This is a genomic window from Georgenia sp. H159, from assembly GCF_035607575.1.
Taxonomy (GTDB): domain Bacteria; phylum Actinomycetota; class Actinomycetes; order Actinomycetales; family Actinomycetaceae; genus Oceanitalea.
On record NZ_JAYDZY010000006.1, the window covers coordinates 516,884 to 530,689 of the forward strand.

A 13,806-nucleotide genomic window follows, 5' to 3' on the forward strand; every position below is an offset into this window, starting at 1 on the left:
GCTCACCTCGCGTTCGCTCGCGGTGACCGCCGGTCAGCGGGCTGACCGAGGTCCCAGTCGGGGGTAGCCGCCGGGTCGGGGGTGTAGACACAGTAGGTCCCTGTGCGTACCGAGGTGCTCAGATGGTGGCCCAGGGACGGCGCGCCGGCGGCCACTCGGGTGATCGCCGCTCGGATCGCCCGCGAGACGTTGACCCGGGCGCGTTCCGCGGCCGACCCCGTCGTCCGGTCCCGGCCTCCCAGCCCGATCGCGCGCGACAGCTCGTGCGCCAGGGCGTCGATCTCCTCCTGGGCACGGGCGGCCCGCCCGGTGCTCCCGAGCTCCTCCGCCTCCGCCACCTCCTCCCGCAGCTCACGCAGCCGCCGCCGGTAGGCGTCCTTGGCCTGCTGGTCGAGCAACGGTCCCAGTCCGCCGTCGTCGCGGCTGAGCCCCTCGGCGACGGCGGAGCGGGCCGTGGTGCTGCCTCTCGTGGTCGCCGCCGCGAGGTCGAGGACGTGGAACTCGCGCCCGGGGTGGCTGAGCAGGCGGTGCAGGTAGTGCATGCCCTTGACGTCCTGGACGCGCACCGTCTCGGCACCCAGTGTCACGGTCCACACCTCGCCCTCGAGGCGCAGGGCCGCCGGCCACGTGTGCGTGGCACGTGGCGCCGGGGCCGGTGCCGGGGCGTCCTCTCGGAGTGCGGCGACGCGCCGCTGCAGCGGGTGCATGCCGAGGTCCTCGGCGATCCGGTCGGCGGCGGCGAGCTGCTCGGCCGCGGCGGCGCGGTCGCCGGCCCCACCGCGGGCCAGGTGGAGCCGGGCGAGCTCGTACCGGGTGCGCGCCACCCACGGCGTGGCCCCGACCGACGCGTGTCGGCGCAGCGCGTCCTCGAGGTGGCCGAGGGCGGCCGTGGTGTCCCCGCGAGCTGCGGCGAGCAGCCCCAGGTACAGGTCGACGGCGCCCTGGTAGGCGATCGCCGGTGGGGCGATGACCACGTGGTGCCCGGCGAACGGCGCGAGGTACTCCGAGAGCCGGTGCGCGCCGTCGTGGTCCTCGAGGGCCGCGGCGAGCTCCGCGGTGAGGCAGACGGCGACGAGGGAGATCTCGCCGCCCAGCAGGGTGTGGAAGCCGTCGGCGGCCAGGACGTCGTAGTGGGCGCGGGCCACGGTCGCGTTGCCGGCGGCGAGCTCGCGCAGCGCGACGGCGGCACGCCACGCCGGCTGTCGCGGGAACCGGTCCAGGGCCTCGCGCACCGGCGCCCGCCCGTCTCCCGCGGCGTCCGCGCCGCGCTCACGCACGACGAGCAGCGACTGGATGACGTGCGCGACGACGGCGTTCTCGGTCAGCTCGCGGCGTCCCTGTGCCCGCCGCCCCTCGTCCAGCGCCGCAGCGGCACGACGCTCCGCCTCGGCGTACTGACCTCCCATGAGGGCACGCATGGCCGCGAACACCTCGGCGAACCAGCGGAAGAAGGGCTGGCGCAGCTCGTCCGCGGACCGGGTGAAGGCGGCGATCTGCGCGTCGGCGCCGACGACGTCACCGGCCTCGAGCAGGTCGACGACGCACCATGCCCGGGCGCCGAGGAGCAGCTCCTGGTCCTGGACGCGCTCGGCGAGGGCGACGGCCTCGTGGCCGAGCCGCAGGCGCTCGGCGAGGTTCTCCGGACCGGTCGGCCGCCACAGCGAGGTGATCCTCGCCAGCAGCGCAGTGGCCAGGGTGGCGGCGTCCCCGCTCTCGCGGGCGATGGCCACCGCCCGCGCGGAGCACTCCGCACCGCGTGGGTGCTCGTCGGAGTGGTACAGCTCCCCGGCCAGGCGCGCGAGCAGCCGCGCGCGCAGCTCCCGCTCGTCGTCGGGCAGGGCGGCGAGGGCGGCCTCGAGGAGGTCGACGACGGTCTCGTCGGTGGTCTCACCGCTGAAGGTCCACTGGCCACCGTGGCCGAGGGCGGCGCGGGCGAGGAGGTGAGGCCGGTCGTGCTCACGGGCGAGCTGAGCGAGCCGCAGGAAGGTGGCCTTCGCGGTGTCCGGCTCCCCCACCCGGAGCAGGGCGTGCCCGAGCGCGAGCTGGACCTCCCCGACGGCGTCGACGTCCCCGTCCGCAGCGAGGAGGTCCAGGGCCTGCCGGAAGAAGCGCACCGCCTGCTCGTACGCGAGCTCGGCGAGGGCAGCGTGGCCGGCACGCACGGCGAGGTCGACCGCCTGCCCGTGGTACCCGACGGGGGCGGCGATCAGGAAGTGGCTCGCCAGCTCCTCGAGGTGGGCGCCGGTGTCCCCGCCGTACCGCACGGTCAGCGCCTCCCCCACGCGGCCGTGCAGCCGCAGCCGGCGGGCGGGCGGGAGGTCCGCGTACACCGTCTCGCGCACGAGTGCGTGGGCGAAGCGGTAGGTGCCGAGGTCGATCCGGGGCTGGGCGAGCACACCGAGCTCGGTCGCCTCCCCGAGCGCGGCGACGACCCGGTCCAGCGGCAGGTCGAGGCACCCGGTCAGGGCGACCAGGTCGAACCGGGGGCCGAGGACCGCGGCCGTCTCCACGGCGTCCCGGGCGTCCTCGCTCAGCGCCTCCAGCCGCTGCCGCAGCGTGTGCCGGACGCCGTCGGGAACGGCCACACCGGCCGTGCCGATCTCGCTGAGACGCCCCTCGGAGGCGAGCAGCCGGGCGGTCTCCAGGGCGAAGAACGGGTTGCCGCCGGTGGCGTCCCACACGGCCGTCACGACGTCGGGCGAGGGCTGCCACCACCCGAGCAGGTCCCCGACCTCGCCCCGCGACAACCCGGACAGCACCAGCCGCTGGGCGGGCCGGACGGCGTCGTGCAGGAGAGCGGCCACGCCGGCGGCGGGACCGGTGGGTGTCGGGCGGGTCGTGGCGAGGACGAGGACCGGTGCGACCGCCAGCTCGCGCGTGAGGAACTCCAGCAGCCGCAGCGACGGCGCGTCGGCAGCGTGGAGGTCCTCGAGGATGACGACGAGCGGCTGGGCCTCGGCAGCCGAGCGCAGCGTGCGGCTGACGGCGTCGAAGAGGTAGAAGCGGTGCTGGTCGGTGGTCTCCGGGACCGCATCGCCCGGGCCGGTGAGCCCGACGAGGTGGCCGAGCTGAGCGAGGTCCGCGGCGTCGACCGTGGCGCTGCGGACGTACGTCCGCAGGACCTGGCTCCACGGCCAGTACGCCGGTGCTCCCGGCACCTCCGGGCAGCGCCCCCACAGCACCCGGGCCCCCGCCGCGGCGGCCCTGCCGGCGAGCTCGGTGACCAGGCGGGTCTTGCCGATGCCCGGCTCGCCGGTGACGAGCCAGAGCCCGCCCCGGCCGGCCGCGGCGGCGAGCACGGCCGCCTCGAGCTGCGCGAGCTCCGCGCGCCGTCCCACGAAGGCGCCCGCGGCCGCACTCGCGTCGTCCCGCTGCATCACCGCTCCGCCGTCCTCGACGGGCAGCACGTGCCCGTCTGTGGAGGACCATGTCAGCACCCCGAGCGGTACGTTGACAATGCAAAAACGCCGCGACAGTCGCCGCGCCGTCTCCCTACGGTGCTGGGCATGCCGTACGGGCTCCTCGCCGGCCTCCTCGTCCACGGGGCGCTGGTCGCACTCACTCTGGTCTCACCCCGCCGGCCGTTCTGGCTGGCCGGTCTGAGCCACCGGGTGGCCGCCGCCTACAACGAGATCCCGTTCCTCCTGGCCGTCGTCGTGCTCGCCGGGACGGTCCCCAGCCTGCTCGACGGGACGAAGGAACCGCTCTGGCGTGCGGTCGCGGTAGGCCTCACCGCCGTCGTCCTCGCGGGGTTCGTCCTCATCGCGTGGCGCGGGAGCCGGGCGCGGCCCGTCGTCGCGCAGGCGCTGGTGGACGGGCTCGGGACGGTGCAGGACACGGGGCCCGACCCGGTCCGCGGACCACGCCGCCGGCCGTCGACCGCCCGACTGCTCATGCCGATCGTGCTCCGTCCCCGTGACGTCGAGCGCATCGCGGACGTGCCCTACGGCGACGCCGGGCGCGCGCACATGCTCGACGTCTACCGGCACCGGACGCTGCCCGAGGGCGCGCCGGTCCTCGTGCACCTGCACGGTGGCGCCTACTCCGGCGGGCGCAAGAGCGTCGAGTCCCGCGCGCTGCTCTTCCGTCTCGCGCAGCAGGGGTGGCTCACGATCAGCGCCAACTACCGGTTGCGGCCGCACGCCGACTTCCACGACCACCTCGTCGACGCCAAGCGGGTCATCGCCTGGGTCCGGCGCCACGGGCCCGAGTACGGCGCCGACCCGAGCACGCTCGTCCTCGCGGGCGGCTCGGCCGGTGGACACCTCTCGACGATCGCCGCCCTCACCCCGAACGAGCCCCGCCACCAGCCGGGCTTCGAGGACGCCGACACCGCGGTGAGCGCGGTGGTGAGCCTGTACGGCTGGTACGGCGGCTACTACGAGCTCGGCGGGCCGACCTCGGAGGTCGGGCCGCTCGGGCACGACGCGACCGCCGCCCCGCCGGTCTTCGTCGCCCACGGCGAGAAGGACTCCCTGGCCCACGTCGAGACGGCGCGGCGCGTCGTCCGGCACCTGCGGTCGGGCTCGTCCGAACCCGTCGTCTACGCCGAGCTGCCGGGTGGCCAGCACTCCTTCGACCTGTTCCACTCCCTGCGCTTCGCCGCCGTCGTCGACGGCGTCACGGCCTTCCTCGGCCAGGTCCGCTCGCGGGCGTGACGCCGGCTCACTGACCGGCGGCGATCTGCTCCAGGCGCTCCGGTCGGCGGATCTCGGTCCAGCGGCGGCCGGAGTCGATGATGCCCTCCGTGCGCCACCGGCTCATCGCGCGGGAGACCGACTCGGGCGTCGAGCCCGCGATCGAGGCGATGTCCGCCCGGGAGAGGGGGAGCTGGATGAGGACCGCGCCGTCCGGCGTCCGCTGCCCGAACTTGCGTGCCAGCCTCAGCAGCACCGCTGCCACGCGTTGCGGCACGGGCGCCAGGGACCGGGCGCTGAGGCTCGAGCGCGCCTGCGCGAGGCGGTCGGCGGTCATCTCCAGCGCGCGCACCGCCACCTCCGGGTGCTCGAGCAGGATCTTGCGGAAGTCACCGGTGTCGACGCGGAGTGCGCAGATCGTCGTCATCGCGCGCACGGTCTCGCTGTGCTCGTTCGCGCCGAGCAGCCGGAGCCCGCCGAACAGGTCCCCGGGGGCGAGGAGGTCGACGACGTGCTCGTCGCCGTCGGGTGTCGCGTGCACGGCCTTCGCGCGCCCGCTGGCCAGGACGAAGAGGTGCTCGGCGGGGTCGCCCGCGGCGTAGAGGTCCTGCCCCTCGGACCAGGCGAGGGAGGTCATGCGCGCGTCCACGCTCGCCAGCTCCCGGGGGCTCAGCCCGTGCAGGAGCGGCACCTGCTGGAGCACCTGTCGGCGTACCTCCGGTGAGCAGCTGTGCGGGGCGGCGCACATCGGCCGCAGGGGCACGTGGCGTCGGCCCGACGGCGCGATCGCCCGAGCGTGTGCGTCCGAGGCCGGCACCGCAGCGTCCCGCTCGCTCTGCACACCGGCTCCCGTCACTCTCTCGCTCCGTCACGCCCCACGGTACGCGGGCCCTCCCGCCACGGGTCCGCGCATGAAGCCCGAGTGGCGGACCGGCACGTGGCACACCTGGGAGACTGGGCCACATGCACAAGAACCTCCTCGGCCCCGACCCGACGTACCTGCCCGACGACCACCCCGACATGTCCGCCCGCGTCGCCCTGGAGAACGGTGACGACCTGCGTGAGGTCGCCGCACAGTTCCCGGCATCGAGCCACGCGTGGGCGCTGCTCGCCCGCGAGGCGATGAGCGAGGAGGACCCCGTCGCCGCGTACGCCTTCGCGCGGACCGGCTACCACCGCGGGCTCGACGCGCTGCGCCGCGCCGGCTGGAAGGGCCAGGGCCCCATCCCGGCCGATCACGTCCCCAACCAGGGCTTCCTCGGTGCGCTCGAGGCGCTGGGCGACGCCGCCGCGGCGATCGGTGAGGACGACGAGGCCGAGCGCTGCCGCACGTTCCTCACCGAGTCCACCGCCTGACGGCTGCGGGCCGGGCTCACGTGGGCCCGGCCGAGCACTGCCCCACGTCCGGCGTCGGGTCCGTGCCGGGACCGCCACCAGGGCGGGCCGGCGCGGACCCGATCTTTTTGCCTTATCTGTTCACAAATTCCTCGGCGTGCGTCATCATCGACTGTGCACGCGGAACGGACCGCGCGCCTCAGGTGCGGCTCCACCCGCACCGCCCTTTAGGTGAAAGGTCGACCATGCGTCGTGCGCGCGCCGCGATGGCCCTGGGCAGCGCCCTGGCCGTCGCCCTCCCTCTCCCGGGTGCTGCCGCGGCCCCGGAGCTCACCATCCCCTCCGCGATGGCAGCCGAGCAGCGGACGACGGCCGGCGGCAACGCCTTCCACCTCGCCGACAACGAGCTGACGCGCACCGAGCACGTGCTGTCGTACGGCCGCCCGGACGACGAGATCCTCGTCGGCGACTGGGACGGCGACGGCGCCGACACCTTCGCGGTCCGCCGCGGGAACACCTACCACCTCACCAACTCGCTGCGCGGCGGAGCTGCGGACGTCGTCGTCGCGTACGGCCGGCCGGACGACGTCGTCCTCGTCGGCGACTGGGACGGCGACGGCGCCGACACCCTGGCGGTCCGCCGGGGGCGTCAATACCACGTCGCGAACACCCTGCGGTCGGGCCCGGCCGAGCGCGTCGTCGCGTACGGCCGGCCGGACGACGTCGTCCTCGTGGGCGACTGGGACGGCGACGGCACGGACACGCTCGCGGTCCGCCGGGGTGCCACGTACCTCGTCAACGACGCGATGCGGTCCGGTCCGGCGGCCGCCACCATCACCTATGGACGCGCGGGCGACGACGTCTACGTCGGGGACTGGGGCGGCTCGGGCCCCGACGCGCTCGCCGTGCGCCGGGAGGCGCGCTACTACCTGACAGAGGAGCTGCGGCCGGGGCCGGCGGACCGCGTCGTCACCTTCGGCCGCGCCGGGGACGAGACGGTCGTCGGAGACTGGGACGGTGACGGCCGGGACGCCCTGGGCATCCGGCGCGCCTCGGCCGTCAGCGGCACGCCGTCGGCCCCGGAGCCGGAACCCGGTCCGGACCCCCAGCCCCTGCCCGACCCGGAGTTCGACACGCCGCTCGCGATCCCACCGCTGGCCGACTCCTACATCGACGACGACGGCACCCGGGTCTTCGAGCTCACGGCACAGGAGGGGACCACCGAGCTCCTCCCCGGGGTCGACACCCGGACCTGGGGCTTCAACGGTGACTTCCTCGGGCCGACGCTGCGCGCGCGGGCCGGCGAGCAGGTGGCCGTCGAGGTCACCAACACCCTCGACGAGGCGACGAGCGTCCACTGGCACGGCATGCACCTGCCACCGGAGATGGACGGCGGGCCGCACCAGGAGGTGGCGGCCGGCGGGACCTGGCGGCCCACCTGGCTCGTCGACCAGCCGGCCGCGACGCTCTGGTACCACCCGCACCCCCACGGGGCGACGGAGCGGCACGTCTACCTGGGCCTGTCGGGCATGTTCATCCTCGACGACGACGTCTCGGACGCGAGCGGCCTGCCGCGCGACTACGGGGTGGACGACATCCCCGTCGTCGTCCAGGACAAGGCGTTCGACGCCGAGGGGCAGCTCACCCTCGCCTCCTCCGTGCCCAGCGGCATCATGGGCGAGACCGTCATGACCAACGGCACGATCGGTGCCGTCCAGGAGGTGAGCACCGAGCTCGTGCGGCTGCGGCTGCTCAACGGCTCGACGCTGCGCTCCTACAACTTCGGCTTCGACGACGACCGCACCTTCCGGCTCGTCGCGACGGACGGCGGGCTCCTGGAGAAGGCGCACGAGACCACGCGGGTCATGCTCTCGCCCGGGGAGCGCGCGGAGATCGTCGTGGCGATGGAGCCCGGTACCGAGGCGATGCTCCGCTCCTACCCGCAGCCCCTGGGGGACATCGCCGACCCGGAGGGCTACGGCGCGCTGGACACCCTCGACGTGCTGCGCCTCGTCGCCGACCCGGAGCTCGCGCCGTCGGAGCCGATCGCCCAGCCGCTGTCCGGTTACGAGCGCCTGGACGAGGCCGACGCGACGGTCACCCGGGAGTTCGAGCTGAAGAACATCCGGATCAACGGGCAACGCATGGACATGCAGCGCATCGACGAGGTCGTCACCGTCGGGACGACGGAGGTGTGGGTGGTCCGCAACGCCGACCCCTTGCCCCACAACCTCCACATCCACGACGTCCAGTTCGAGGTGCTCTCCGTCGACGGGCAGGCTCCCCCGCCCGAGCTCTCCGGCCGCAAGGACACCATCTACACGGAGCCCGGCCGTGAGTACCGCCTCATCATGCGCTTCGACCACTACGCCAACCCCGAGGTGCCGTACATGTACCACTGCCACCTCCTGCGCCACGAGGACTTCGGCCTCATGGGCCAGTTCGTCGTCGTCGAGCCGGGTACCGAGCCACCGACGACGGTTCCCGGGCACCAGGAGCACTGAGCCACCACGACGACGCGGGGCTCCCCGTGCCGTCCGCCACGATGAGTTCGGTACCCCGGCGGGGTCTGTGCCTGTGTCGGCACGTCCACCCGTCCCTGGAGGCACCACATGACCGAGTACGTCACCACCGACCGCGGCGACCGCGTCGCCTACGACAGGTACGGCTCCGGACCGGCACTCGTCTTCGTCGCCGGGGCGGGTCCGCACCGTGCGTCGGACCCCGTCACGACCGCGACGGCGCAGGCGGTTGCCGCCACCGGCGCCACGACGATCGTCTTCGACCGCCTGGGCCGCGGCGAGAGCGTCGCCGACGGCGTCCTCGACCTCGACCGGGAGCTGACCGCGATCCGGGCGCTGCTGGACGTCGCCGGCGGGAGCGCGGTGCTGTGCGGACACTCCTCCGGCTGCTCGATCGCCCTCAGGGCCGCCGCGGACGGCCTCCCCGTCACCGGCCTGGCCCTGTGGGAGGCGCCGATCGCGGGCGACCCCGCGGAGGCCACCGCGTGGGTCGCCGAGTTCCTCCGCCGACTCGACGCCGGTGAGCTCGAGTCCGCCCTGGAGCAGTACATGAAGGACATGCCCCCGGAGTGGCTCGAGCGGGCACTGAGCTCGCCGCAGACGGTCACCCAGACGGTCTCGCTGCGCGCGGATGCCGAGTCGCTCGCGTGGGCGGAGATGATCGAGTCCGCGGAGCTCATCGCCTCCGCCGTCCCCGGCGCCCGCGCGCTGCGCGTCCCCGGCGCCTTCCACTCGTGGGAGCCGGGGCCGATGGCGGCCGTGCTGTCCGAGCTCCTCGCCACCACAGCGGCTCGCTCCGCGCACTGACCGGCGCGTCCGGACAGACCAGAGGCCCCCATCCCTGCTGGGATGGGGGCCTCTGTGATGTAGCCCCGACCGGATTCGAACCGGCGCCGCCGCCTTGAGAGGGCGGTGTCCTAGGCCGCTAGACGACGGGGCCCTAGTGGCATTTTCTGCCCGGTGAAGTTTACCGGAAGTTCCGGCTCTCTCCAAACCGCTGGGGTACCAGGACTCGAACCTAGACTAACTGAACCAGAATCAGTCGTGCTGCCGATTACACCATACCCCATGGGGTATAACGCCCACCGTTTCAGAGCCCTTGCGGACCCTCCGAGCAAACGTCGTACCGCGCCGTTACGTTACCCTGCCGAGCCCGCCGGGGCCAAAGTCGCCGACGGTGGGGGTTGTCACACGGAACCGTCCGGCGCGCCTCGGCAATCACGCGCCGCGGTAGGTCCCGATGCTCCACAGGTTCCCGTCACGGTCCCTCAGCCCGACGGTGTGCGATCCGTAGTCGGTGTTCTCGAGCGGCAGGGTGATCTCGACGTCGTCGGCGGCCTGGGCGCGTTCCCACACGGCGTCGACCGTGGCGGCCTCGGCGGCGACGACGTAGACCCCTTGCGGCCCCAGGGCGCCCCACTCCCCCGGCTTGCCGCGGGAGCCGAACATGACGCCACCGCCGTCGGGCCAGCGCGCCTCCGCGTGGGCGACCGTGCCGTCGTCGTCGCGGTGGAGGACGGTGACGACGAAGCCGAGGACCTCGGTGAGGAAACGCACACCGGCGTCGACGTCGGTGAAGCCGATGCTCGGCCAGACGGCGGGGACGGGCTCGGGCAGGCTGTTCTCGTCGGTGCTCATGCCAGGGAGTCTGCGCGCCGGGACGGGTCGGCGTCTTGGAGGAATGGGAGCTCCTCACGCATCCACGTGGTGATGCTGACGCCGCTCAGGGCGCGCCACTCGCGGGCGAGGTGCGGCTGGTCGGCGTAACCGCACCCGACGGCGAGCTCCGCGAGGGGCGCCGCTCTCGCACTGAGCAGCCCGTGGGCACGTTCGAAGCGGGCGACGCGGGCCGCCTCCTTGGGCGTGAGCCCGGTGGCGGCGCGGAACCGCTCGCCGAGGTGGCGCCGTCCCCAGCCGACGTGCGCCGCGACCGACGCGACCGGCACGGTCCCGTGCGTCGCGAGGATCACCCGCCACGCCTCCGCGACCTCGGGCTGCACCACCACCTCATGGCGACGGGAGAGCGCGAGCCGCTCGAGGAGCGCGTCGTCGAGCAGGCGGAACCGCTCGGACCAGTCCGCCGTGGCACGGAGCCGGTCGACGAGTCGCCGTGCGGAGCCGCCCAGGACGTCGGCGAGGTCAACGACGCTGCCGCGCAGCTCCCCCGCCGGCACGCCGAGCAGCGCCCGGGTCCCGAGCGGTGTGAGGCCGTACTGCACGCCCTCCTGGGGACGGGAGGCGTCGATGAGGGCGGGCGCGGTGTGCAGTCCGCCGACGATCCCGTGCGCGGACACCGACCCACCCGTCATGGTCACCGACAGCGGCGCGAGGAGCTCGATCACGAGCGTGAGGTGGTGGGAGGGCAGCCCCCGGTGGACGCCGGCCGGGTAGGCCGCAGCCCGGTAGCCGGCGGCCGCAGAGACGAGCGGACGCAGCGGCGGTGGCGGGCTGTGCGGCACCAACGCTGACACCACTCCATGGTGGGCGCCTCGGGGGCCGGTGAAAAGGCCTTAACGGCTCCGGAGCCGCGCCATCGACGAGGCGTCGCCGGCTCAGGCGCGTGCCAGCGCGGTGCGGATGACCTCCTCGCGGTCGGCGAGGAGCGCCTGCGCGGCGGTCTGGCCGGTGGCGGCGAGGTAGGCGTCCACCAGCCGGTTCCCGGCCGCGTACCCCGCCCCGGTGGGCAGGCCGACGGGCTCGGCACCGTACCGGCGGGCGTGCTCGTCGCCGTGGACCCAGGCGACGAAGTTCTGCATGCCCGTGACGTCGAGCCCCGAGACGACCGTGGCGAACGCGGCGTCGTCCTCGAGGGCGTCGAGGCCGAGCCGTGCGTAGCCGAGGTCGCCGTAGAGCTGGCGGGCGAACGCGTCGGCGAGGCCCTCGGAGACGACGTGCTCACCGACGGTGACCGTGGCCGGGTCCCACACGATGTTCGCGTAGCGCAGGTTGTGGTGGAGCTCGTGGACGGCGGTCGCCTGGATCCGCTCGAGCACCTCCGGGGTGGGCCAGATGTTGATCCACAGGTAGCCCGTGACACTGCCGTTGGCGCTCATGCCCAGGTTCGTGTCGATGAAGAACGCATCGGGGTGCGCCAGGACGATGAGGACGACGAGCTCGTCCGGCACGGTGATGCCCGGCGCCGCCTCGAGCTGGACGCCGAGCGCCCGCCCGAGGGCGTGCTCCACGCGGGTCCACACGTCGGCCTGGCCCATGAGGTCGAGGGCGGGGAAGTAGCGGTCGTCGTCGGCGTCGAGCCGGAAGCCGCCACCCAGGTGGTGGAGCTCGACGACGTCGGGCTCTCCCGGGAAGTAGCGGTACATGCCCTTCGCCTCCTCGAGGAACGGGCGGGCGATCTCGGCGCGGTCGGCGACGGGGGCGGTGAGGACGCGGCGCATGGCGTCGTAGCTGTCGAGCACGGTGATGTCCATGACCCGGGACGGTAGGGCCTCACGTCACGGGAGGGTCAACGGGTTTGTGCCGCGCTCCCGCGCGCTGTCGGCGATCTGCAGCAGCTCGTGCGAGGTCGTTCTCGGAGTGGTGCGGCTCCGTGAGCACAGACCGGTCTTCACGACGCACCTCCTGTCGGATCCGCGGAGACGGCGGCCCGCCGGGGTGACCGACCGGGCACAACAGCAAAGGGCTGGCCCGCGCGGCGGCCGGCGCGCCACCATGGGCCCATGAGCACCCGTGACCTGCCCGCCAGGATCGGCGACCTGCCCGCGATCGGGCGCCCGGCGAACGGTGCGCTGCTGGAAGCCGGGATCACCACCCTCGACGAGGTGGCACGGATGTCGGAGAAGGAGCTCCTCGCGCTGCACGGGGTGGGACCGCGGGCGGTACGGCTGCTGCGTGAGGCGCTCGACGAGCGAGGGCTGGCGTTCCGCTCCTAACACGTGTCGGCGACAGCCGCGCCCCCCTCAGCCGGCCACCGCCGAGACGGCCTCGATCTCGACGAGCTGGTCGTCGTAGCCCAGTACGGTCACGCCCATGAGGGTGCTCGGGACCTCGTGGTCACCGAAGGCATCGCGGACGACCTCCCAGGCCGAGACGAGGTCGGCCTGCCGCGAGGACGCCACCAGCACACGGGTACTGACGACGTCGGTCAACGAGGCACCGGCTTCCGCTAGTGCAAGGCCGAGGTTGGTGACGGCCTGCGCCGCCTGACCGGCATAGTCGCCGACTGCGACAGTGTTCCCGTCGACGTCCAACGGGCAGGAACCGGCGAGGAAGATGAGGCGAGTGCCGGCGGGCACAGTGGCGGCGTACGCATACTCGGCAACGTCGGAGAGGTTGCCGGAACGGATCAGTTCGACGACGGTCGGCACGGCTGCTCCACGGAGTTGAGTCGGAGCCGACACCGTATGCGCCCGTCAGACGGCACGGCCATCGCATTCCCGGCCGCGAGAGATCACCGGGGCGAGCACGGCGGTTCTCCTGTCGGTGGGCAGGGGTGTGCCCTGGAGGGTGGGTCAGGGTCTGTCGGGGCCGTGGGCGGTGAGGAGCCAGCCGTTGCGGTCGTGGAAGTACCACTGGCCGGCGGATCGTGTGATGGTGATCTGGTGGGTGTGGACCCAGTCGTGGTGGTGCCAGCACAGCAGGATGCCGTGTTCGGCGTCGGTGGCGCCCAGGTGTTTGGCCCACCACAGGGAGTGGTGGATCTCCCCGTAGCCGGGTGGTTCGTCACAGCCGGGGTACTGGCAGTGCTTGTCGCGGGCGATGACGGCGCGGACCTGGTTGGCGGGGAAGATGCGTTTCTCCCGGCCGGCGTCCAGGATCGTGGACTCGGGGCCGAAGACGACGCGGGAGAGCTGGGACTCACACACCAGCCGTGACAACAGCCCCGGCGGGATGGGGGTCCCGTCCTCCAGGACCGCGGCCTGCAGACCGACCAGCCCGCCGTAGTCAAGGGCGGTGGAGATCACGTGGTCATCACCCGGGCGCCACTGCTGCACCCACTGCGCCGCCTCGGGCGAGACCACGAACCGCGACCCACCCACCACACCGTCGGCGGCTTCACCGCCGCCACCCGCTGCGCCATCGGGGCCGGTGGCGCCATCGCCGCCACCCGCCGTGCTGGCCGTGTCCGCCGCGCCGTCCGGGCCGGTGGCGCTGCCTCCCGTGCCGGCCGTGGTGTGCGGGCCGTTGCTGGGTTCGGGGCTGGTGTGGGGGTCGCGGGGTCCGCCGGGGGCGTCCAGGGCGGCCTCGGCTGGGGCGCCGAACGTGGCGTCGGGGGTGTGAACCGTCACGGCTTCTCTGCCGCTTCTATGCGGGTTGCGGCTCTTGGTTGACTGCAGCGTAGTGGGCTTGCTCGT

The 13,806-nt window shown here is 73.7% G+C and carries 12 protein-coding genes and 2 tRNA genes; 5 read left to right on the forward strand and 9 right to left on the reverse strand.

Annotation, left to right across the window (positions count from 1 at the left end; all coding sequences use genetic code 11):
- Positions 1 to 2: 2 nt before the first annotated feature.
- Positions 3 to 3,407: an ATP-binding protein gene (locus tag VR894_RS10600; RefSeq protein ID WP_324651373.1), complete on the reverse strand. Its 3,405-nt coding sequence runs from the start codon at positions 3,405 to 3,407 to the stop codon at positions 3 to 5.
- Between the two features lie 99 nt (positions 3,408 to 3,506).
- Between VR894_RS10600 and VR894_RS10605 the strand changes: the two genes are divergently transcribed.
- Positions 3,507 to 4,658 (forward strand): alpha/beta hydrolase, encoded by a 1,152-nt coding sequence (locus VR894_RS10605; RefSeq protein WP_324651375.1) that lies wholly within the window; start codon positions 3,507 to 3,509, stop codon positions 4,656 to 4,658.
- A gap of 7 nt (positions 4,659 to 4,665) precedes the next feature.
- Here the strand turns inward: VR894_RS10605 and VR894_RS10610 are convergent, their stop codons facing one another.
- On the reverse strand, positions 4,666 to 5,340 hold the full coding sequence (locus VR894_RS10610; protein WP_324651377.1) for a Crp/Fnr family transcriptional regulator: 675 nt from the start codon (positions 5,338 to 5,340) through the stop codon (positions 4,666 to 4,668).
- A gap of 260 nt (positions 5,341 to 5,600) precedes the next feature.
- Here VR894_RS10610 and VR894_RS10615 point away from each other — a divergent pair, with 260 nt between their 5' ends.
- The 3 genes from VR894_RS10615 (at position 5,601) to VR894_RS10625 (ending at position 9,301) form a co-directional block, all read left to right on the forward strand.
- Entirely contained in the window at positions 5,601 to 5,993 is a 393-nt protein-coding gene (locus VR894_RS10615; protein ID WP_324651379.1) for a DUF3151 domain-containing protein, read from the forward strand.
- A gap of 224 nt (positions 5,994 to 6,217) precedes the next feature.
- The gene (locus VR894_RS10620) at positions 6,218 to 8,476 is read left to right on the forward strand and encodes a multicopper oxidase domain-containing protein (RefSeq protein ID WP_324651381.1); all 2,259 of its coding nucleotides are present in this window, start codon (positions 6,218 to 6,220) and stop codon (positions 8,474 to 8,476) included.
- 108 nt (positions 8,477 to 8,584) lie between these two features.
- Entirely contained in the window at positions 8,585 to 9,301 is a 717-nt protein-coding gene (locus VR894_RS10625) for an alpha/beta hydrolase (protein WP_324651383.1), read from the forward strand.
- Between the two features lie 60 nt (positions 9,302 to 9,361).
- Here the strand turns inward: VR894_RS10625 and VR894_RS10630 are convergent.
- From VR894_RS10630 to VR894_RS10650, 5 genes are all read right to left on the reverse strand, one after another.
- Positions 9,362 to 9,434, reverse strand: a tRNA-Glu gene (locus VR894_RS10630).
- Between the two features lie 57 nt (positions 9,435 to 9,491).
- A tRNA-Gln gene (locus VR894_RS10635) sits at positions 9,492 to 9,563 on the reverse strand.
- A gap of 149 nt (positions 9,564 to 9,712) precedes the next feature.
- Positions 9,713 to 10,132, reverse strand: coding sequence for a VOC family protein (locus tag VR894_RS10640; protein ID WP_324651385.1), 420 nt, complete (start codon positions 10,130 to 10,132; stop codon positions 9,713 to 9,715).
- Complete coding sequence (locus tag VR894_RS10645; RefSeq protein ID WP_324651387.1) at positions 10,129 to 10,965, reverse strand: helix-turn-helix transcriptional regulator; 837 nt, start codon at positions 10,963 to 10,965, stop codon at positions 10,129 to 10,131. The genes VR894_RS10640 and VR894_RS10645 overlap by 4 nt, the downstream gene beginning before the upstream one ends.
- 81 nt (positions 10,966 to 11,046) lie before the next feature.
- Positions 11,047 to 11,922 carry a DUF2268 domain-containing protein gene (locus VR894_RS10650; protein ID WP_324651389.1) on the reverse strand — a complete coding sequence of 292 codons (876 nt, stop codon included), beginning with the start codon at positions 11,920 to 11,922 and terminating at the stop codon, positions 11,047 to 11,049.
- Between the two features lie 249 nt (positions 11,923 to 12,171).
- Between VR894_RS10650 and VR894_RS10655 the strand changes: the two genes are divergently transcribed.
- Positions 12,172 to 12,384 (forward strand): helix-hairpin-helix domain-containing protein, encoded by a 213-nt coding sequence (locus VR894_RS10655; RefSeq protein ID WP_324651391.1) that lies wholly within the window; start codon positions 12,172 to 12,174, stop codon positions 12,382 to 12,384.
- A gap of 27 nt (positions 12,385 to 12,411) precedes the next feature.
- Here the strand turns inward: VR894_RS10655 and VR894_RS10660 are convergent, their stop codons facing one another.
- Complete coding sequence (locus VR894_RS10660) at positions 12,412 to 12,819, reverse strand: RidA family protein (protein WP_324651392.1); 408 nt, start codon at positions 12,817 to 12,819, stop codon at positions 12,412 to 12,414.
- Between the two features lie 144 nt (positions 12,820 to 12,963).
- Entirely contained in the window at positions 12,964 to 13,740 is a 777-nt protein-coding gene (locus VR894_RS10665; RefSeq protein ID WP_324651393.1) for an HNH endonuclease signature motif containing protein, read from the reverse strand.
- Positions 13,741 to 13,806 lie beyond the last annotated feature (66 nt).